We start from the raw sequence: 20,374 nt of genomic DNA, 5'->3' as shown, positions 1-20,374 counted from the left end.
ATACCCAGGGCCTCTATCTACCACGCCGGGCGCCAAGGATAGGTCCGAGGTTCGCGATGCCAGGGTTAGCGGTGGGCGGAGTAATGCCCGGGATGACATTTTCATTTCCCATGTGACGAGCGCCACGCACCGCCTTAGTATGGCGTTTTCAACTTTTGACAAGGCACGTCCATGACGATCGAAATCCGCCCGGCGACCCCCAGTGACGCACCGCAAATCCTCGCGTTCATCACGGAACTGGCCGACTACGAACGTGCCCGCCATGAAGTCATCGCCAGCGTCGCCGACATCGAACGCAGCCTGTTCAGCGAAGGGGCCACGGCCCATGGCCTGATTTGCCTGCGCGCAGGCGTGCCCATCGGTTTTGCGGTGTTCTTTTTCAGCTACTCCACGTGGCTGGGCAGCAACTGCCTGTACCTCGAAGACCTGTACATCACGCCTGAGCAGCGTGGCGGCGGGGCGGGCAAGACCCTGTTGCGCCACCTGGCGAAAATCGCCTGTGCCAACGACTGCGGGCGCTTCGAATGGAGCGTGCTGGAGTGGAATACCCCGGCCATCGACTTCTACAAATCCCTGGGTGCACAGCCGCAGGAGGAGTGGGTTCGCTACCGCATGGATGGCAAGGTGCTGAGAGAGTTCGCAGACGGTAATTAATCACGGCGTAGACCCATCTGTAGGAGCTGGCTTGCCAGCGAAGGCGACCTGAAGAGCAGCGCAGCACCTCAGGTTGGATCACCAGCAAGCCGGCTCCAGGGCTGTGTATGTTTCAAATATCGCAGAAATCAACGTCTGCGATTTTTTTTGCCTGAAATATAAAATCCCAATATATGGGAGTGATATTTATATATTGAGATTTATCGGCGCCAAGGTTTATAGTCCCCTCACTCACTGCCAAAAACAGAACAGGTGAAGCGATGCAGGCGCAATTGATCGCGCTCGACTGGGGGACAACCTCATTACGTGCCTACAAACTTGCCGCGGGCGGCCAGGTGCTCGAACAGCGTTCGCTGTCGTCGGGGATCATGCAGTTGCCCAAGGCTGGGCGAATCATCAACGGCCGCGAATGCGTCGACGGGTTTGAACTGGCGTTTGACGAAGCCTGCGGTGACTGGCTCGACCAACAGCCCGACTTGCCGGTGATCGCCTGCGGCATGGTCGGCAGCGCCCAGGGCTGGCGCGAAGCGGCCTATCGCGACACGCCTGCGAACGTCGCCAACCTCGGCACCGCCCTGCAAACCGTACGCAGCCTTCGCGGCGTCGATGTACACATCGTGCCGGGCGTGATCCAGCGTTCGCGCCTGCCGAACGTGATGCGCGGCGAGGAAACCCAGGTGCTCGGCGTGCTGCACAACCTGGCGGGCGAGGCGGGCGCCGATCTGCTGATCGGCCTGCCGGGCAGCCATTCGAAATGGGTGGAAGTGGCCGATGGCTGCATCGTGCATTTCGACACCTTCATGACCGGCGAAATCTTCGCAGTGCTCTGCGAACACAGCATTCTTGGGCGCACCCAACAGCGTGGCGGGTCATTCGATGGCGACGCGTTCGATCGCGGCGTGCAGGTGGCGTTGTCGACGGACGGCGAGATCGGTCCCTTGTCTACCCTGTTCAGCGCCCGCAGTCTCGGCCTGACCGGCGAACTCAGCGCCACGGCGCAAGCGGATTATCTGTCCGGCCTGCTCATCGGCCATGAACTGTCGGCCCTGGCGTGCGTGCAGCGGCGTCGACGCAACAGCGTGCACCTGCCTTCGATCATCCTGATCGGCAATGCCCAACTGTGCAGCCGCTACAGCAGGGCGCTCGATGCCTGCGGTTTTTCCCGGGTGACGCTGGCCGAGCAGGCCACCGAACGCGGCTTGTGGCAGCTGGCCCTGGCGGCCGGCCTGGTCGCGGCCAATCCCCATCGTTAACCCTGACTGGAGTCCTGACATGCTCAAACAAGCACTGGCGCAAAACGGTCTGATCGCGATCCTGCGTGGCCTGCGTCCGCAAGAAGCAGCTGCCATCGGCGAAGTCCTGTACGCCGCCGGCTTTCGCGTCATCGAAGTGCCGCTCAATTCCCCCGAGCCGTACGAAAGTATTCGCATCCTGCGCAGCAGCCTGCCCGCCGATTGCCTGATCGGCGCGGGCACGGTGCTGACGCCGGAGCAGGTTGAGCAGGTGAAAGCGGCGGGCGGCCAGGTGATCGTCATGCCCCACAGCGATCCCAAGGTGTTGCGTGCGGCGAAAGCGGCCGGCCTGTACCTGTCGCCCGGTGTCGCCACCCCGACCGAGGCCTTCGCGGCACTGGCCGAGGGCGCTGATGTGCTGAAGCTGTTCCCCGCCGAGCAGATGGGCCCGGCGGTGGTCAAGGCCTGGCTCGCGGTGTTGCCCGCCGGGACCATTCTGGCGCCGGTTGGCGGCATCACCCCGGACAACATGCAGGTGTTCATCGACGCCGGCGTCAAGGGCTTCGGCCTCGGCTCCGGGCTGTTCAAACCGGGCATGACCCCGGCGCAAGTGGCGGCCAATGCCAAGGCCTATGTCGCTGCCTGGAAAGCCCTTCGCTAAGACTTTTTTGGCGCTGCGTGCGCTGCATCTAATAAGAGCTGCATTGATAAAAAGAGAGCACAGATGAAAATCACCAAACTGACCACCTTCATCGTTCCGCCACGCTGGTGCTTCCTCAAGGTCGAGACCGACGAAGGCGTGACCGGCTGGGGCGAGCCCGTGGTCGAAGGCCGCGCCCACACCGTCGCTGCCGCCGTTGAAGAATTGTCCGACTACCTGATCGGCAAAGACCCGCGCAACATCGAGGACATCTGGACCGTGCTCTATCGCGGCGGCTTCTACCGAGGCGGCGCGATCCACATGAGCGCCCTGGCCGGTATCGACCAGGCGTTGTGGGATATCAAGGGCAAGGCCCTGGGTGTGTCAGTCAGTGACCTGCTGGGTGGCCAGGTGCGGGACAAGATCCGCGTGTATTCGTGGATCGGCGGCGACCGTCCGGCAGACACCGCGCGGGCGGCGAAGGAAGCGGTCAGCCGGGGTTTCACCGCGGTGAAAATGAACGGCACCGAAGAGCTGCAGTTCCTCGATACTTTCGACAAGGTCGACCTGGCCCTGGCCAACGTCGCCGCCGTGCGTGACGCGGTGGGGCCTAACGTCGGCATCGGCGTCGACTTCCATGGCCGGGTGCACAAGCCCATGGCCAAGGTGCTGATGAAGGAACTCGACCCGTACAAACTGATGTTCATCGAAGAGCCGGTGCTCAGCGAAAACTACGAAGCGCTGAAAGAACTGGCGCCGCTGACCAGCACGCCGATTGCCCTGGGTGAGCGGCTGTTCTCGCGCTGGGATTTCAAGCGCGTGCTCAGCGAAGGCTACGTCGACATCATCCAGCCCGATGCTTCCCACGCCGGTGGCATCACCGAAACCCGCAAGATCGCCAACATGGCCGAAGCCTACGACGTGGCGCTGGCGCTGCATTGCCCACTGGGCCCGATCGCGCTGGCGGCGTGCCTGCAACTGGACGCGGTCTGCTACAACGCATTCATCCAGGAGCAGAGCCTGGGCATCCATTACAACGAGAGCAACGACCTGCTCGACTACGTCAAAGACCCGCGGGTATTCGACTACGACAAAGGTTTCGTCAAGATCCCCAACGGCCCGGGCCTGGGCATCGAGATCAACGAGGAATACGTGATCGAACGCGCCGCCGTCGGCCACCGCTGGCGCAACCCGATCTGGCGCCATGCCGATGGCAGTTTTGCCGAGTGGTGAGTGCTCCCTGATCCACCACCTATCCCCTGTGGGAGCCAGCCTGCTGGCGATTCGGTCGGTACATCCAGCGATGATGGTGACTGACACACCGCCATCGCCAGCAGGCTGGCTCCCACAGGTTGATCTCCATGCACAGGGAGATCTGCGTTACTGGTTCGACCTCAATAAACATAAAAAGAGGCACTCCCCATGCAACCGCAAACCCTCACCGGGCAGGCGTCGTTGGCGGCGCCCAGCCGCAAGCGTTTTTTCATCATGGTGCTGCTGTTCATCACCGTGGTGATCAACTACCTGGACCGCAGCAACCTGTCGATCGCCGCACCAGCGCTGACCAGCGACCTGGGCATCGATCCGATCCACGTCGGCCTGATCTTCTCGGCCTTCGGCTGGACCTACGCCGCCATGCAGATTCCCGGTGGCTGGCTGGTGGACCGGGTGCCGCCGCGCATTCTCTACACCGCCGCACTGCTGCTGTGGTCGATTGCCACGGTCATGCTCGGCTTCGCCGGCAGTTTCATCGCCTTGTTCGTGTTGCGCATGGCGGTTGGTGCTCTCGAAGCGCCGGCCTATCCGATCAACAGCCGCGTGGTCACCACCTGGTTCCCGGAGCGTGAGCGCGCCACGGCCATCGGTTTCTACACCTCCGGGCAGTTCGTCGGCCTGGCTTTCCTGACGCCGGTACTGGCCTGGCTGCAACATGAATTCGGCTGGCACATGGTGTTCGTCGCCACCGGCGCAGTGGGCATTCTCTGGGCGGTGATCTGGTACGCGGTGTATCGCGAGCCACGGGATTTCAAAGGCGCCAACGAGGCCGAAATCGACTTGATCCGCGAAGGCGGCGGGCTGGTGGATATCCAGGCCGAACAAGCCAAGGTCAAAGCCAAATTCAGCTGGACCGACCTGGGCATTGTCCTGACCAAACGCAAGCTCTGGGGCATCTACCTCGGCCAGTTCTGCCTCAACTCGACGCTGTGGTTTTTCCTGACGTGGTTCCCGACGTACCTGGTGAAATACCGCGGCATGGACTTCATCAAGTCCGGCCTGCTGGCATCGCTGCCGTTTCTCGCGGCGTTCGTCGGCGTGCTGTGTTCCGGGTTCTTCTCGGACTTTTTGATCCGTCGCGGCTACAGCGTAGGGTTCGCGCGCAAGTTGCCGATCATCAGTGGCCTGCTGATTTCCACCTCGATCATCGGCGCCAACTTCGTCGAATCGACGCCTCTGGTGATTGCCTTCCTCGCGCTGGCATTTTTCGGCAACGGCCTGGCGTCGATCACCTGGTCGCTGGTGTCGACCCTGGCACCGGCGCGCTTGCTCGGGCTGACCGGCGGGGTGTTCAACTTCATCGGCAACCTGTCGGCCATCGCCACGCCCATCGTCATCGGCTTCCTGGCCAGCGGTGACTCCTTTGCCCCGGCCATCACCTATATCTCGGTGCTGGCGCTGATCGGTGCACTTTCCTACATCTTGCTGGTGGGCAAGGTCGAGCGTATCAAGTTGTAGTCGTGACCTGCGGGCGACCATAATGCCGCCCGTTCACTCGCTCAACGGTAAAGGCTGGATATGCAGGAAGACGCCCCAAAAATCACCAAGGACGCCGCGCCCACCGGCACCCAGACCCTGCTTCGCGGTCTGGGTGTGGTTCAGGCCGTGGCCAGTGGCGCCCGCGATCTCAAGGAAATCGCCCGGTTGATTGGCACCACGCGCAGCACCACCCATCGCCTGGCCAGTTGCCTGGTGGACGAGCGTTATCTGCGGGTGGTGCCGCAGGTCGGCTATCTGTTGGGGCCCAAGCTGATCGAGCTGGGATTCCAGGCGCGCGAAGAATTGCCGCTGGTGACCCTGGCCGGGCCGTATCTGGATGAATTGTCGGCAGCCACTGGCGACACCATCCACCTGGCGATCCGTGAAGGCGACGAGGTGCTGTACCTGCTCAAGAATCCGGGGCGCAACGGACCGGAAATGCGCTCGCGGGTCGGCCATCGCATGCCGTTGGCGCGCACCGGGATCGGCAAAGCGTTGATGCTCGATGACTCGCCGCAGGAATGGCAGCGCCTGTACGAAGTCAGCTTGCCGGTGGGTGGGAAAAATCTGTTCTGGCCGCAACACCCGGAGCAGTCCTGGGAGCAGTTCCAGCAGCGTATGGTCGAGTACGTGGCCGGCGGCTACGCCTTCGACCTGGAAGACAACGAACCGTCGATCCGCTGCGTGGCGGCGCCGATCCGCGATGCCAGCAAACGCATCGTCGCCGGCATCAGCATCGCCAGCACCGTGCCGTACATGCCGCTGGAAAAAATGGCCGAGCTGATTCCCCTGATCAAAGGGGTCACGGCCCGGCTGTCGGCGGAGCTTGGCCTCAAGGTTTAGACCTTGAGGGTCGCCATGTCGATGACGAAGCGGTACTTCACGTCACCGGCGATCATGCGGGCGTAGGCCTCGTTGATCTGGCGGATGTCGAGCATTTCGATGTCGCAGGTGATGTCGTGCTCGGCGCAGAAATCCAGCACTTCCTGGGTTTCGGCGATGCCGCCGATCAGGGAGCCGGCGAGCACACGACGGCTCATCACCAGTTTGCCGGCATGCATGGGTGGATCCACCGGTTCGATCAAGCCCACCAGGATGTGCACGCCGTCGAAGCGCAGGGTGTCGAGGTAGGGATTGAGGTCGTGCTGCACCGGAATGGTGTCGAGCAGGAAGTCGAAATGTCCCGCCGCGGCCTTCATCTGTTCGGCATCGGTGGACACGATGACGTGGTCCGCGCCTTGGCGGCGGGCCTCTTCAGCCTTGCTCGCCGAACGGGTGAACAACGTCACTTCGGCGCCCAGGGCCTTGGCAAACTTGATGCCCATGTGGCCAAGGCCGCCCATGCCGAGGATCCCCACCTTGTCGCCGGCCTTCACGCCATAGTGCTTGAGGGGCGAGTAGGTGGTGATGCCGGCACACAGGATCGGCGCGGCGCTGGCCAGGTCGAGCTTTTGCGGAATACGCACCACGAAGTGCTCGCTGACCACGATGCTGTCGGAGTAACCGCCCATGGTGTTGCTGCCATCCACGCGGTCGGGAGTGGCGTAGGTCATGGTCGGGCCTTCGAGGCAGTATTGCTCGAGGTTGGCCTGGCAGGCGTCGCAGCTGCGGCACGAGTCGACCATGCAGCCGACGCCGACCAGATCGCCGACTTTGTGTTTGGTGACATTCGCACCGATGGCGGTAACTTTGCCTACGATTTCGTGGCCAGGCATCAAGGGGTATACGGCAATGCCCCACTCGTTGCGGGCCTGATGGATGTCGGAGTGGCACACGCCGCAGTAGAGAATCTCGATGGCGACGTCGTCGGGGCGTGGGCTGCGGCGTTCGAATTTTACCGGGGCGAGGGGCGTGGTGGCCGACTGGGCGGCGTATCCGATGGCGGTGTACATGGTGAACCTCGCAAAAGCGCTGACAAGTGAGGTGGCGCATTCTGGGCGCCGACCCCCATCGCAGCCATGGCGATTCCTCCGGGTGTCATGCCTATTCCTCCGGCATCGGCTCTTGATCGATCGCATTGGCGATCAGACCTGCGATGATGCTTTCATCCCTTTTTCCGTGAAGCTTTTCCAATGTTGTTGACCCGTCACCTTGATGCCAATGCCGCGCTGGTTTCGCTGATTGAGCCGCTGTCGACCCGCGACGGATTCGTCCCGACCGCGTTGCCGGGCGTGCAGGTTCTGCGCGCCAGTTGCGATGTGGCCCGTGGCCCGCAGATCTACGAGCCGAGCCTGGTGATCATCGCCCAAGGCAGCAAACTGGCGTACCTGGGGCCGCGCACCCTGGAATATGGGGCAGGGCACTATCTGATCCAGGCGCTGCCGGTGCCGTTCGAGTGTGAAACCTTTGCCGCACCGAGCGGGCCCATGCTGGGAGTGTCTGTGGCGATCGACCGGGTGATGCTCGGCGAGCTGGTGTTGGCGATGGGCTTGGCGCCGGGGCGGCATATTGCGGCACAAACACCGGAGTCCATGACCTCGGCGGTGCTCGATGACGCCATGCGCGGTTGTGTCGAACGCTTGTTGCGCTGCCTGCACGATCCGCTGGAATGCCAGATCATGGGGCAAGCGCGCTTGCGCGAATTGCTGTTCGTCGCCTTGCGCGGTCCGCAGGCGGATGTGTTGCGCGCCCTGGTCGAGCAGCAGGGACAATTCGCGCGGATCGCGGCATCGCTCAGTCATCTGCATGCGCATTACACCGAACCGCTGAACGTCGAGACCCTGGCCAGCTGCGCCAACATGAGTGCGTCGACCTTTCATGAGCATTTCAAGCGCAGCACCTTGCTGTCGCCGGTGCAATATCTGAAGCGATTGCGTTTGCTTCGGGCGCAGCAGTTGTTGCTGGGCGAGGGGCTGGGCGTGGCGCAGGTGGCACATCGGGTGGGGTATCAGAGCACGTCGCAGTTCAGTCGCGAGTACAAGCGCTACTTCGAGCGTAATCCGGGCGACGAACGCGCTGCCTGAACCCGTAGGGAAACCCTGTGCGAGCCTGCTCGCGAAGACGGTCTGAAATCCAACATCGATGTTGACTGACATACCGCTTTCGCGAGCAAGCCCGCTCCCACATTGGATCTAGGTTGATTCATCAATCGCAGGCAACAAAAAGGCCCCCATTTCGGGAGCCTCGATGTTCAGGCGTTCGGCTTACATGTTCGGGTAAGTCGGGCCGCCAGCGCCTTCCGGCGTCACCCAGGTGATGTTCTGTGCAGGATCCTTGATGTCGCAGGTCTTGCAGTGAACGCAGTTCTGGGCGTTGATCTGGAAGCGCTTCTCGCCGTCTTCCTTGGTGATCACTTCGTACACGCCAGCCGGGCAGTAACGCTGTGCCGGCTCATCGTACAGTGGCAGGTTCTTGCTGATCGGGATGCTCGGATCGGTCAGCTTCAGGTGGCAAGGCTGCTCTTCTTCGTGGTTGGTACCGGAGATGAACACCGAGCTGAGTTTGTCGAAGCTGATCTTGCCGTCCGGTTTCGGATAGTCGATCTTCTTGCAGTCGGCCGCCAGTTTCAGGCACGCGTAATCCGGCTTGGTGTCGTGCAGGGTGAACGGCAGTTTGCCGCCGAAGATGTTCTGGTCCAGCCAGTTGAAACCGCCACCAACGATGGCGCCGAACTTGTGGATCGCCGGGCCGAAGTTACGGCTGGCGAACAGTTCTTCGTGCAGCCAGCTGTTCTTGAACGCGTCGACGTAAGTGGTCAGTTCTTCAGTACCGTCCTTGTCGGCGAACAGTGCGACAGCCACCGATTCAGCGGCGAGCATGCCTGACTTCATCGCGGTGTGGCTGCCCTTGATCTTGGCGAAGTTCAGGGTGCCGAGGTCGCAACCGATCAGCGCGCCGCCCTTGAAGACCATTTTCGGCAGCGAGTTCAGGCCGCCCTTGCAGATGGCGCGGGCGCCGTAGCTGATGCGCTTGCCGCCTTCCAGGTACTGCTTGAGCACCGGGTGATGCTTGAGGCGCTGGAACTCGTCGAACGGCGACAGGTAAGTGTTGCTGTAGGACAGGTCGACGATCAGGCCGACTACTACCTGGTTGTTTTCCAGGTGATAGAGGAACGAGCCACCGGTGTTCTCGGTGCCCATGATGTCCATCGGCCAACCGGCGGTGTGCACCACCAGGCCTGGCTGATGCTTGGCCGGGTCGACTTCCCAGATTTCCTTCAGGCCGATGCCGTAGTGCTGGGCATCGGCGTCAGTGTCGAGGTTGAAGCGCTTGATCAGCTGCTTGCCGATGTGGCCACGGCAGCCTTCGGCGAACAGCGTGTACTTGCCGCGCAGTTCCATGCCCGGGGTGTACAGGCCTTCTTTCGGATTGCCTTCGCGGTCAACGCCCAGGTCGCCGGTGATGATCCCGCGTACCACGCCGTTTTCGTCGATCAGGGCTTCCTGGGCGGCGAAGCCCGGGTAGATCTCCACGCCCAGGTTCTCGGCCTGCTGGGCCAGCCAGCGGCACAGGTTGCCCAGGGAGATGATGTAGTTGCCTTCGTTGTGCATGGTCTTGGGCACAAAGAAGTCTGGAATTTTCTGCGCGCTTTCAGCGTTCTTCAGCACGAAGATGTCGTCGCGGGTGACCGGCGTGTTCAGCGGCGCGCCAAGTTCTTTCCAGTTCGGGAACAGTTCGTTCAGGGCCCGAGGCTCGAACACCGCGCCGGACAGGATGTGAGCACCGACTTCGGAGCCTTTTTCGACCACGCAGACGCTGATTTCCTTACCGGCTTCGGCGGCCTTCTGCTTCAATCGGCAGGCAGCGGAAAGACCAGCGGGGCCGGCACCGACGATGACCACGTCGAATTCCATGTATTCGCGTTCCACAGGTTATCTCCTACTCAAGGCTCAACAGTTTTTTTTCTAATAGGGAGGTTGGGTGTCGCATCCGTGAATCCCTGCGTGACGCCGGGAGAGGACAATCGATTAACCACCTTTCTCTTTGGTGGCGCATTATATCTACACCACTCTCAGCGTCCAATACAAACGTTTGTTTGAAATGGCTCCAAGCCAGAGAAATCAAAGTCACCCGGCTTATGAACGGCCATTTTGGCGTATTGACCGGAATAGGTGTTCCGGTCAAGATACGGGCGGTTTTGCGCTCGCCGTAGGCTGACTGTTGGTTTCAAGAGCACCTCTAAAGACAGGGCGATGGCAGGAGAGAATGACGCTGCGCTTGCTTGATGCGCAGTTTACACGCCGCGATGTTGAATGACTCCTCAGTCACCACTGACGAACGGTCATACAGATCATGAGCGATGGTCACTTGACACCTTTGCCGGCGTTTTTGGAGGTGCCCTTGCGCCCGATGAGCATCAACCGCCAGGTTCGCCTAGGCGACTTTCTTTTCACCGGAGAGTAACGAGGAATCCATGAAGGTTCTTGTAGCTGTCAAACGCGTTGTGGATTACAACGTGAAAGTTCGCGTCAAGGCGGACAATTCCGGCGTCGATCTTGCCAACGTCAAGATGTCGATGAACCCGTTCTGCGAGATCGCCGTGGAAGAAGCCGTACGCCTGAAAGAGAAGGGTGTTGCGACTGAAATCGTCGTCGTCTCCGTCGGCCCGTCCACCGCTCAAGAGCAACTGCGCACCGCGCTGGCTCTGGGTGCCGACCGCGCCATCCTCGTCGAGTCCGCCGAAGACCTGACCTCCCTGGCCGTTGCCAAACTGTTGAAAGCTGTAGTCGACAAGGAACAGCCTCAGCTGGTGATCCTTGGCAAACAAGCGATCGACAGCGACAACAACCAGACTGGCCAGATGCTGGCTGCACTGAGCGGCTACGGTCAGGGCACCTTCGCTTCGAAAGTCGAAATCAGCGGCGACAGCGTTGCCGTGACTCGCGAAATCGACGGCGGCGCGCAGACCGTTTCCCTGAAACTGCCGGCCATCGTCACCACCGACCTGCGTTTGAACGAGCCGCGTTATGCGTCCCTGCCAAACATCATGAAAGCCAAGAAGAAGCCTCTCGAAGTGCTGACTCCGGACGCTTTGGGCGTTTCCACCGCCTCCACCAACAAGACTCTGAAAGTCGAAGCGCCTGCTGCACGCAGCGCGGGTATCAAGGTCAAGTCGGTGGCTGAACTGGTCGAGAAACTGAAAAACGAAGCGAAGGTAATCTAATCATGACTATCTTGGTAATCGCTGAACACGACAACAAAGTGCTGGCCCCGGCCACGCTGAACACCGTTGCTGCCGCCGCCAAGATTGGCGGTGACATCCACGTTCTGGTTGCAGGCCAAGGCGCTGGCGCCGTGGCTGAAGCCGCTGCGCAAGTGGCTGGCGTGAGCAAAGTATTGGTCGCTGATAACGCTGCCTACGCTCACCAACTGCCGGAAAACGTCGCTCCTCTGGTCGCAGAGTTGGGCAATGGCTACAGCCACATCCTGGCTGCCGCCACTTCCAACGGCAAAAACATCCTGCCGCGCGTTGCCGCTGCACTGGACGTTGACCAGATCTCCGAGATCATCTCGGTAGAAAGCGCTGACACCTTCAAGCGCCCGATCTACGCTGGTAACGCCATCGCTACCGTTCAATCGAACGCTGCAGTGAAAGTGATCACCGTGCGTGCCACCGGTTTCGATCCGGTTGCCGCTACCGGTGGTTCGGCGGCTGTTGAAGCCGTTGGCGCTGCCCACGACGCTGGTATCTCCAGCTTCGTCGGCGAAGAGCTGGCCAAGTCCGATCGTCCGGAACTGACCGCTGCCAAGATCGTCGTTTCCGGCGGGCGCGGCATGCAGAACGGCGACAACTTCAAACACCTGTACGCCCTGGCCGACAAGCTGGGCGCTGCCGTCGGTGCTTCCCGCGCCGCGGTCGACGCAGGTTTCGTTCCGAACGACATGCAGGTCGGTCAGACCGGCAAGATCGTTGCTCCACAGCTGTACATCGCCGTCGGTATCTCCGGCGCGATCCAGCACCTGGCCGGCATGAAAGACTCCAAGGTGATCGTTGCGATCAACAAGGACGAAGAAGCGCCGATCTTCCAGGTGGCCGATTACGGCCTGGTGGCGGACCTGTTCGAAGCCATCCCTGAGCTGGAGAAGCTGGTCTAATCCGGCTGCTTCACTTATAAAGAGCCCGACCCTTTGGTCGGGCTTTTTTTTTTCTGTAGGAGCGAGCTTGCTCGCGATGGACGTCAACGATGACGCGCGCATTCTGCATGAGCGCGGCACATCTGAGACCATCGCGAACAAGCTCGCTCCTACAGGGATATACACGGTCTCAACGGGAGAGTATTGCCATGGATCTGCGTCTTGCGTGGAGCTTGCTGGGATTGATGCTTTTGCCGACGCTGTCCGTCGCCGCCGGCAAGTGCGAACGCCTGGTGGTCACCGGCAGCCCGGATGCGCCACCGTACCTGTGGCAGGATCCGCAAAATCCCAAGCACCTGATCGGTGCCAGTGCCGATTTGTTGCAGCAGGTAGCAGGGCAGTTGGGGATCAAGGTCGAAATGCTCTATGCCGGCAAACGCTCCCAAGCCCTGGACGAAGTACGCAGCGGGCGCATGGACATGCTGGCCGATGCACCTTTGACGGTCACTGAGCTGGAATCCCTGGATTACATTCATCCACCGTTGCTGGAAAACGATTACCTGGTCTGGACCCGCAGGGACTCGTCGCTGGTCTACAACGAAGTGCAGGACCTGCATGGTCATCCAGGCGCTTTGTCGGAAAAGTCTCGATTGACCTCGGCATTCGCTACTTTCGCCGAGCAGCAACTGGCCCTCACCCGTACGCCAAACCTGACCCAGGCCTTTCAGAAACTGCTGTTGGGCGAGGTGGAATTTGTCCTGGCCGGGCGCTACTCCGGCATGGCAATGGCGCAGACGTTGGGCATGGCCAATGACCTGGTTGCCCGTGAGCAACCGGTCGACAGACCTGGACTGTTCCTGGCGGTTTCCCATAACTCCGCCTGCAACGATCCGTGGTTGCGCGGACAGCTGGCCAAAAAGATGACAGAATTGCCCGCGTCCGGACTGACGGAGGTCGCGCTGCAACGCAATATCGAGCGTTGGAACGCGCAGCAGAAAAAACCTGTCAGTACCCCAAAACAGTAAGGATTTTTAGTGAGTATCCGACCTCTTTTCGCTGCCCTGGCCCTTCTGGCCCTGGCGGGTTGTGCAGCCGATCCGGCGCCGATTGAACAAATGCGCCTGACCGAACAGGCACTCGAGCAAGCGAAGGCCGTGGGCGCTACTGCCGACGAAGTGCCGCAAATGAAACTGGCCGAAGACAAGTACAACCGCGCCAAGGGCAGCATGGCCGACCAATCGTTCAGGAATGCGCGGATGCGCGCTGAACAGGCCGAACTGGATGCGCGCCTGGCAGAAGCCCGGGTCCTGACCCTCAAGAGCGAAGAGCAGCTGAACGTGCTCAACACCCGCATCGCCCGCCTGCGCAAGCAACTGGGAGATGCCCAATGAGCCTCAAGACCCTAACCCTCGGCGGTGTGATCCTGGCCGGCTGCATGAACCTTTATGGTTGCGCCGGTCAGCACAGTGAGTCGGCATTGCAGCAGGCCGGTGCTGATTTCCAGAAGGTCAAGGAAGACTCCAACGTGTTGCGCATCGCGCCAAAGGACGTGATTCGGGCCGGTGAATCCCTGGCCCGCGCCGATCGGTTGTCCAGCTATTGGGGCAGCGGTTCGGACGTGGTGCATTACGCCTACCTGAGCCAGCGCTACAGCGAAATCGCTCGCGAGCACACCAACCAGGTGCTCAACGAAGAGCGCGCCGCGAAGCTCGAACTGGAGCGTCAACGCCTGCAACTGGCGTTGCGCGAATCCAAGCTGTTCAGCGTGCAGCAGCAGGGCAAGTTGCTCGAAGAACAAATTGTTGCGCTGGCGACCACCCAGACCGATCGTGGCCTGGTGATGACCCTGGGCGATGTGCTGTTCGACACCGGTGAAGCAGAGCTGAAAAACTCGGCCAATCGCGTGGTGCTCAAGATCGTGCAATTCCTGCAGCTCAACCCCAAGCGTGTGGTGCGGATCGAGGGCTACACCGACAGCACCGGCGGCAAGCAGGACAACCTCAAGTTGTCGCGGGACCGTGCGCAATCGGTGGCTGACGTCTTGATGGACCTGGGCATCGACGACAAGCGCATCAAGGTGGAAGGCTACGGCGATGAATACCCGGTAGACGTGAACGCTTCCGAGCGCGGCCGTGCGCAGAACCGTCGAGTGGAAATCGTGTTTTCCGACGAAAAAGGCCAGTTGGGCGCCGCCCGCTGAATGTGAAATCCGGCCTGTAGGAGCTGACGAGTGAAACGAGGCTGCGATCTTTTGATCTTCCTTGAAACTCAAGTGACCCTGTAAAGATCGCAGTCTCCTTTCAGTCGACAGCTCCTACAAATCTCGTACTACCCGGCGCTGCCATACAGCGCCGGGTTTTTTTATGTCTGCCAAATATCTCGCAAAACAGTACAGTTCTTGCTGACACTGCACTGTACTGTCGACTATTGTGGCAACTGTCCCCGTACACTTCTAAACTGTTCCGGTATTGTTTTACACAAGAATAAAATACCCGTGAAATCGAGTGCTGCGTCATGACCAACCTCTTGCTCTACCAACGTATTGCTCAGCAACTGGCCGAAGACATCCGCCGTGGTGTCTATCAACCGGGCGAGCGCGTGCCTTCGGTGCGCAAGATGAGTTCGCAGCTCAACGTCAGCCATGCCACGGTGTTGCAGGCGTATGCCAACCTCGAGGATCAGGGGCTGATCCGCGCGCGGCCGCAGTCCGGTTACTACGTGCACCAGACCCCGGCGCTGACGGCGCCGACCCCGGACATCGCCCGGGTCGAACGGCCAGGCCTGGTCACCCGCAGCAGCATCATCCAGCAGGTGTTGGTCGAATCGCGCCGTGAGGGCGTTTTTCCCCTGGGCGCCGCGGTGCCCAGCGTCGACTATCTACCGGTGCGGGCGCTGCATCAGCAGTTGGCCAAGGTCACCCGGTTCCATAGCCCGCGGGCTTTCAGCTACATGTTCAGCCCCGGTTTCGAACCCTTGCGCCGACAGGTGGCGATCCGCATGCGCGATGCCGGCGTGGTGGTCGACCCCTCGGAAGTGGTGATCACCCACGGCTGCGTCGACGCCTTGCAGATGTCCCTGCGGGTGCTGACCCGGCCCGGTGACCTGATCGCAGCCGAGTCGCCAACCTACTACGGGTTGCTGCAGCTGGCCGATCTGCTGGGCCTCAAGGTCATCGAAATTCCCAGCGACCCGTCCACGGGCATGAGTCTCGAAGCCCTGCAATTGGCCGCCAACCAGTGGTCGATCAAGGCGCTGGTGCTGACCACTCGTCTGAGTAACCCGCTAGGCGGCACCATGCCCGAAGAGCGGCAGAAGCAGCTGCTGCGCCTGGCGTCGGACTTCGATATCCAGATCGTCGAAGACGATATCTACGGCGAGCTGATGTTCGAGCAGGGCCGCACCAAATCGCTCAAGGCCTATGACCGCCTGGATCGGGTGATCTATTGCTCCAGCTTCTCCAAGACCCTGTCGCCGGGAGTGCGGATCGGCTGGATGATTGCCGGCAAGTACCAGCAGGAGATCCAGCGCCTGCAGACTTTCAGTACTCATTCGGCCTGCAGCGTCACCCAGATGGGCATTGCCGCCTATCTGGAAAACGGTGGCTACGACCGCCATTTGCGTTACATCCGCCAGGAGTACCGCAAGAACCTCAGCGCTTTCCAGCTGGCGGTGCAGCAGTATTTCCCCGAAGGCACGCAGATGACCCGGCCGACCGGCGGTTTCATTTTGTGGGTGAGCCTGCCGGGACGGGTCAACACCCAGGAACTGCACGTGCGCGCGTTGCAGCAGGGCATCAGTATCGCGCCAGGGCTGATCTTCAGTAACACCGAGCAGTTCAATCACTGCATCCGGCTTAATTGCGGGATCCCATGGAACCGCGAAGCCGAACGGGCGTTGATGACCCTGGGCATGCTTGCCACCCAGCTCTGCCAGGAGATGGCCGGCGGCTTTTGACCGGGCGGTTCCGGTCCGTGCTTGTCACGGGGCGCGCAACAGGCGAGCATATGCACCTCTGTCGTTTTCGCCGTTTGCATCGTTGGGTCCATGAAGCCGATTTTTCCTGCCGCCTGGCTGTTGATCTGCCTGTTAGGGAGTGTTCTGCCGGCGTCCGCGCAGGCCCAATCCGTGCAGGAAAAACCCACCGCCAGCACCCCGAAAAAAAACGCACCTGCGAGTAAAACCGCGCCGGCGAATAAGACCGCCGCGGTAAAAAAGCGCCCACCGGTTGCTTCAAAGTCAAAACCGGCCAGCGAGGTGGTGAAAACCCCAATCCCTTCAGCCGACCTTGACCTGAGTTTGCCCAAGGACATGGTCGAAGAGCTGAAACCGGTCGGTACAGTGCCATTACCCAAGCGCGAACCGGTGTTGCCGGAAATGTTCGGGGACAAAAACAACCAGTTCCAGATCAACGGCAAGCTGATCAATAACGAAATGCAGTTGCAACTGCGTAACGAAGAACGCCGTGAAGTCGAAGGCGCGGCGCTGGAGTTCGAATTCAAGCGCTGAATCCCGCCTTTGCATGCCCGCAAGCAAAGACGCTTGGTCGGAGACTGCCCGGTCACGCTCGCTTGCGGGTAAAAACCCGAGGCCGAGTAATTTAAAACAACTGTTTTAGCGGTTACTCTGTGCCCCGTCCTTTAACACATTGCTCGTCGCGAGGAACTTTTCGTCATGAAATGCCGTGAGGGCTGTGGCGCCTGCTGCATAGCCCCTTCCATCAGTTCACCGATTCCCGGTATGCCCAATGGCAAAGCCGCCGGGGAGCGTTGCCTGCAACTCTCTACAGAAAACCTGTGCAACATTTTCGGTAAACCCGAGCGTCCGGCGGTGTGTTCGGCGTTCGAGGCTGACGTCGAGGTGTGTGGCAGCAGCAGCGAAGAGGCTATTCGGTTGATTGGCTGGTGGGAGCAAATGACGGCCGCGTGATGTGTTCGACGAACGGAACTTCAACAATAAGGAATAAGATTATGGGTTCGCTGCATCGTATGGCTGTGTTGTGTGGTTTGACGGCTGTCCTGGCCACGTCGGTCGCCCAGGCCGAAGACTGGAAGGTCGCCAGGAATGAAGACGGCATCAAGATATCCCTGAGTGAAGTGCCCGGCTCCGACTACAAGGCCTATCAGGGCGTCACGCTGATGAAGACCACCGTGGCCAAGCTGCGCGCGTTGCAGGAAGACGTGGTCGGCACCTGCGCCTGGATTCACGAGTGCAAGACCCAGAAGTTGCTCAAGCGCGAAGGCGACCAGAGCTGGACCTACACCCAGTTCAATACGCCATGGCCGGTCACGCCGCGTGATTCGGTGGTGCATATCACCACGACTGTTGGTGCCGATGGCAGCCTGACCCGCAAGCTCGAGGGCGTGCCGAAATACATTCCTGAAGAAAAAGGTTTTGTCCGGGTCGCCAAGGTCGACGGTTTCTGGAAGTTCGTACCCAAGGGCGATCAGGTCGAGGTGACCTACCAGGTGCATACCGAGCCGGGCGGCAGCGTGCCATCGATGGTGGCCAACAAGTTTGTGGTCGATGCCCCGTTCAATACGTTGAAAGCCCTGAAAGAGCGCGCCGAGAAGTAACGCCGATCAAAGATCGCAGCCCCTGTAGGAGCTGCCGAAGGCTGCGATCTTTCGCCTTTATTGTGTTTCCAGATATTCGTTGCACAAAATTTTCACAAAGCCTCCAAGACAATTCGCCCGCGCCGCCATCGACGAACAGTAATCAATGGCAATGCCGCGATTGATCGTGCAACATTTGCGCACCGCGCAAACCCCGGGGCCGAGTACTGGCCAAAAGAGGGCAGGGCGCAGCTGTATTTTCGAAACTTCAACTTCCAATGGGTCCTAAAACGACATGGCAATCCCGGACGCCCTGAGTCAGAAGCGAGCATCGAGTCGCTTGCTGCAACCGACCGTCAAATCGCATCTGGCCTACACGCTGTTGTGCGCTCTGGTCATGATGGTGATGTTTTCCGCACTGCGCCTCGCGCTGCTGGTCTATAACCGCGAAATGATCCTCGATACACCGGCCGCGACCTTTTTCGAAGCATTCGCCAATGGCCTGCGTTTCGACCTGCGCCTGGTGGTGTACCTGAGCATTCCGCTGGTGCTGGCGCTGTTCAGTGCCAGGGCCATGGCCGCGCGCGGGATCTTTCGCCTGTGGCTGACGGTAACTTCCAGCATCGCGCTGTTCCTCGGCCTGATGGAGATGGACTTCTACCGTGAATTCCACCAGCGCCTCAACGGGCTGGTCTTCCAGTATGTGAAGGAAGACCCGAAAACCGTGATGAGCATGCTCTGGTACGGTTTCCCGGTGGTTCGCTACCTGCTGGCCTGGGCCTTGGGTACCTGGATCCTGAGCCTGGCGTTCAAGGGTGCCGACCGTGCCACGCGTCCCCGTGGCCCGTTCAGTGGCGGCAGCATCAGCACCCGCCAGGTGGCTCCCTGGTACTCGCGCGCCATGGTGTTCGTGGTCTGCCTGCTGATCTGCGTGGTCGCGGCCCGCGGTACCTTGCGCCAAGGCCCGCCCATGCGTTGGGGTGATGTCTACACCACCGATTCCAACTTCGCCAACCAGCTGGGCCTCAACGGTACCCTGTCCCTGGTGGCGGCGGCGAAGAGCCGGATGTCCGAAGATCGCGACAACATCTGGAAAGCCACCTTGCCGCAACCGATGGCGCAGCAGACCGTGCGCGACCTGCTGGTGATGCAGGACGACAAACTGGTGGATGGCGAGACCGCCGCCGTGCGTCGCGACTACACACCGCCGGCGGACAAGACCCTGCCGATCAAGAACGTCGTCGTGATCCTGATGGAAAGCATGGCCGGTCACTCGGTGGGTGTACTGGGCGGGCCGGGCAACATCACGCCATACCTCGACAAACTGTCGAAGGAAGGCCTGTTGTTCGACCGCTTCTTCTCCAACGGTACCCACACCCACCAGGGCATGTTCGCCACCATGGCCTGCTTCCCGAACTTGCCGGGTTTCGAATACCTGATGCAGACCCCGGAGGGCAGCCACAAACTGTCCGGCCTGCCGCAGCTGCTCAGCGCTCGTGACTACGACGACGTGTATGTCTACAACGGCGATTTCGCCTGGGACAACCAGTCCGGTTTCTTCAGCAACCAGGGCATGACCAACTTCATCGGGCGTAACGACTTCGTCAACCCGGTGTTCTCCGACCCGACCTGGGGTGTGTCCGACCAGGACATGTTCGACCGTGGCCTGGTGGAGCTCAAGGCCCGTGATGGCAAGGACAAGAAACCCTTCTATGCCTTGCTGCAAACCCTGTCCAACCACACCCCGTACGCCTTGCCGAGCCCATTGCCGGTTGAGCGTGTGACCGATCGCGGCAGCCTGAACGAGCATTTGACGGCCATGCGTTACTCGGACTGGGCGCTGGGCCAGTTCTTCGAAAAGGCGCGCAATGAGCCGTACTTCAAGGAAACCCTGTTTGTCATCGTCGGCGACCACGGTTTCGGCAACGAACGCCAGATCACCGAAATGGACCTGGGTCGTTTCAACGTGCCGATGCTGCTGATCGCACCGGGCATCCAGGAAAAATTCGGCACCCTCGACCACACCGTGGGTACTCAGGTCGACATCGTGCCGACCATCATGGGTCGGATCGGTGGCGAAGTGCGTCATCAGTGCTGGGGCCGCGACTTGCTCAACCTGCCTGAGGGCGATACCGGGTTTGGCGTGATCAAGCCATCGGGCAGCGAGCAGACCACCGCGATCATCACCGCGGACCATATTCTGGTGTTGCCGAAGGACAAGGACATGGAGCCGAAGATGTACCAGTATGAACTGGGCGCTACGCCTCGTGCCGTGGTCGTTCCGAATGCACCGCGTACCGCCGAGCTTAAAACCAAGCTCGAAGCGTTCCTGCAAACGGCGACCAAGAGCCTGATCGATAACACCGCTGGTGTGGTCGACGGCAAGCCGGACTAAACAACGCTGCAATAAAAAAGAGGCCCTTCAAGGGTAATGCCGATCAGTTAAGCCATCTCGCTTGACCTTTGGCCGCAAGAAATCAAAATCCGATGCCTGAACTGGCATCGGATTTTTTTATGCGTCTCGCTCG

Annotated in this window: 19 protein-coding genes; 17 read left to right on the top strand and 2 right to left on the bottom strand. The window is 60.5% G+C overall.

Going from position 1 to position 20,374, the window contains the following annotated elements; all coding sequences use genetic code 11:
• Window positions 1-171 precede the first annotated feature (171 nt).
• The 6 genes from SOP85_RS23585 (at window position 172) to SOP85_RS23560 (ending at window position 6,123) form a co-directional block, all read left to right on the top strand.
• Window positions 172-654 (top strand): GNAT family N-acetyltransferase, encoded by a 483-nt coding sequence (locus SOP85_RS23585; protein WP_274072986.1) that lies wholly within the window; start codon window positions 172-174, stop codon window positions 652-654.
• 260 nt (window positions 655-914) lie between these two features.
• Complete coding sequence (locus SOP85_RS23580) at window positions 915-1,907, top strand: 2-dehydro-3-deoxygalactonokinase (protein WP_323628390.1); 993 nt, start codon at window positions 915-917, stop codon at window positions 1,905-1,907.
• A gap of 19 nt (window positions 1,908-1,926) precedes the next feature.
• Window positions 1,927-2,547 carry a 2-dehydro-3-deoxy-6-phosphogalactonate aldolase gene (locus tag SOP85_RS23575; protein WP_274072988.1) on the top strand — a complete coding sequence of 207 codons (621 nt, stop codon included), beginning with the start codon at window positions 1,927-1,929 and terminating at the stop codon, window positions 2,545-2,547.
• Between the two features lie 63 nt (window positions 2,548-2,610).
• On the top strand, window positions 2,611-3,759 hold the full coding sequence (dgoD, locus tag SOP85_RS23570) for a galactonate dehydratase (protein ID WP_046815968.1): 1,149 nt from the start codon (window positions 2,611-2,613) through the stop codon (window positions 3,757-3,759).
• A gap of 189 nt (window positions 3,760-3,948) precedes the next feature.
• A complete protein-coding gene (locus tag SOP85_RS23565; RefSeq protein WP_274072989.1) occupies window positions 3,949-5,259 on the top strand; it encodes an MFS transporter in 1,311 nt (436 codons plus the stop codon).
• 60 nt (window positions 5,260-5,319) lie between these two features.
• On the top strand, window positions 5,320-6,123 hold the full coding sequence (locus SOP85_RS23560; protein ID WP_323628389.1) for an IclR family transcriptional regulator: 804 nt from the start codon (window positions 5,320-5,322) through the stop codon (window positions 6,121-6,123).
• Here the strand turns inward: SOP85_RS23560 and SOP85_RS23555 are convergent.
• Window positions 6,120-7,172, bottom strand: a complete 1,053-nt coding sequence (locus SOP85_RS23555) for an NAD(P)-dependent alcohol dehydrogenase (RefSeq protein WP_323628388.1) — start codon at window positions 7,170-7,172, stop codon at window positions 6,120-6,122. The genes SOP85_RS23560 and SOP85_RS23555 overlap by 4 nt on opposite strands.
• A 180-nt stretch (window positions 7,173-7,352) precedes the next feature.
• Between SOP85_RS23555 and SOP85_RS23550 the strand changes: the two genes are divergently transcribed.
• Window positions 7,353-8,243, top strand: a complete 891-nt coding sequence (locus SOP85_RS23550) for an AraC family transcriptional regulator (RefSeq protein ID WP_323628387.1) — start codon at window positions 7,353-7,355, stop codon at window positions 8,241-8,243.
• Between the two features lie 180 nt (window positions 8,244-8,423).
• Here the strand turns inward: SOP85_RS23550 and SOP85_RS23545 are convergent, their stop codons facing one another.
• Window positions 8,424-10,088, bottom strand: coding sequence for an electron transfer flavoprotein-ubiquinone oxidoreductase (locus SOP85_RS23545; RefSeq protein ID WP_323628386.1), 1,665 nt, complete (start codon window positions 10,086-10,088; stop codon window positions 8,424-8,426).
• A 545-nt stretch (window positions 10,089-10,633) separates the two neighbouring features.
• Between SOP85_RS23545 and SOP85_RS23540 the strand changes: the two genes are divergently transcribed.
• From SOP85_RS23540 to SOP85_RS23495, 10 genes are all read left to right on the top strand, one after another.
• Entirely contained in the window at window positions 10,634-11,383 is a 750-nt protein-coding gene (locus SOP85_RS23540; RefSeq protein ID WP_015093946.1) for an electron transfer flavoprotein subunit beta/FixA family protein, read from the top strand.
• A gap of 2 nt (window positions 11,384-11,385) precedes the next feature.
• The gene (locus SOP85_RS23535) at window positions 11,386-12,315 is read left to right on the top strand and encodes an electron transfer flavoprotein subunit alpha/FixB family protein (RefSeq protein ID WP_274072994.1); all 930 of its coding nucleotides are present in this window, start codon (window positions 11,386-11,388) and stop codon (window positions 12,313-12,315) included.
• A gap of 188 nt (window positions 12,316-12,503) precedes the next feature.
• The gene (locus SOP85_RS23530) at window positions 12,504-13,319 is read left to right on the top strand and encodes a substrate-binding periplasmic protein (protein WP_323628384.1); all 816 of its coding nucleotides are present in this window, start codon (window positions 12,504-12,506) and stop codon (window positions 13,317-13,319) included.
• Between the two features lie 9 nt (window positions 13,320-13,328).
• The gene (locus SOP85_RS23525; RefSeq protein WP_274072996.1) at window positions 13,329-13,685 is read left to right on the top strand and encodes a DUF4398 domain-containing protein; all 357 of its coding nucleotides are present in this window, start codon (window positions 13,329-13,331) and stop codon (window positions 13,683-13,685) included.
• Window positions 13,682-14,494, top strand: a complete 813-nt coding sequence (locus SOP85_RS23520) for an OmpA family protein (protein ID WP_274072997.1) — start codon at window positions 13,682-13,684, stop codon at window positions 14,492-14,494. The genes SOP85_RS23525 and SOP85_RS23520 overlap by 4 nt, the downstream gene beginning before the upstream one ends.
• 314 nt (window positions 14,495-14,808) lie before the next feature.
• Window positions 14,809-16,248 (top strand): aminotransferase-like domain-containing protein, encoded by a 1,440-nt coding sequence (locus tag SOP85_RS23515; RefSeq protein ID WP_020799971.1) that lies wholly within the window; start codon window positions 14,809-14,811, stop codon window positions 16,246-16,248.
• A gap of 90 nt (window positions 16,249-16,338) precedes the next feature.
• Window positions 16,339-16,800: a translation initiation factor 2 gene (locus tag SOP85_RS23510; protein WP_323628383.1), complete on the top strand. Its 462-nt coding sequence runs from the start codon at window positions 16,339-16,341 to the stop codon at window positions 16,798-16,800.
• A 165-nt stretch (window positions 16,801-16,965) separates the two neighbouring features.
• A complete protein-coding gene (locus tag SOP85_RS23505; RefSeq protein ID WP_323628382.1) occupies window positions 16,966-17,220 on the top strand; it encodes a YkgJ family cysteine cluster protein in 255 nt (84 codons plus the stop codon).
• 41 nt (window positions 17,221-17,261) lie between these two features.
• A complete protein-coding gene (locus SOP85_RS23500) occupies window positions 17,262-17,867 on the top strand; it encodes an START domain-containing protein (RefSeq protein ID WP_274072999.1) in 606 nt (201 codons plus the stop codon).
• 274 nt (window positions 17,868-18,141) lie between these two features.
• Complete coding sequence (locus tag SOP85_RS23495; RefSeq protein ID WP_323628381.1) at window positions 18,142-20,241, top strand: LTA synthase family protein; 2,100 nt, start codon at window positions 18,142-18,144, stop codon at window positions 20,239-20,241.
• Window positions 20,242-20,374: the final 133 nt, after the last annotated feature.

The organism is Pseudomonas sp. YuFO20 (genome assembly GCF_035064975.1).
GTDB lineage: Bacteria > Pseudomonadota > Gammaproteobacteria > Pseudomonadales > Pseudomonadaceae > Aquipseudomonas > Aquipseudomonas putida_AE.
The sequence above is the reverse complement of the archived record's forward strand: the minus strand, read 5'-3'. Positions and strand labels throughout refer to the sequence as shown.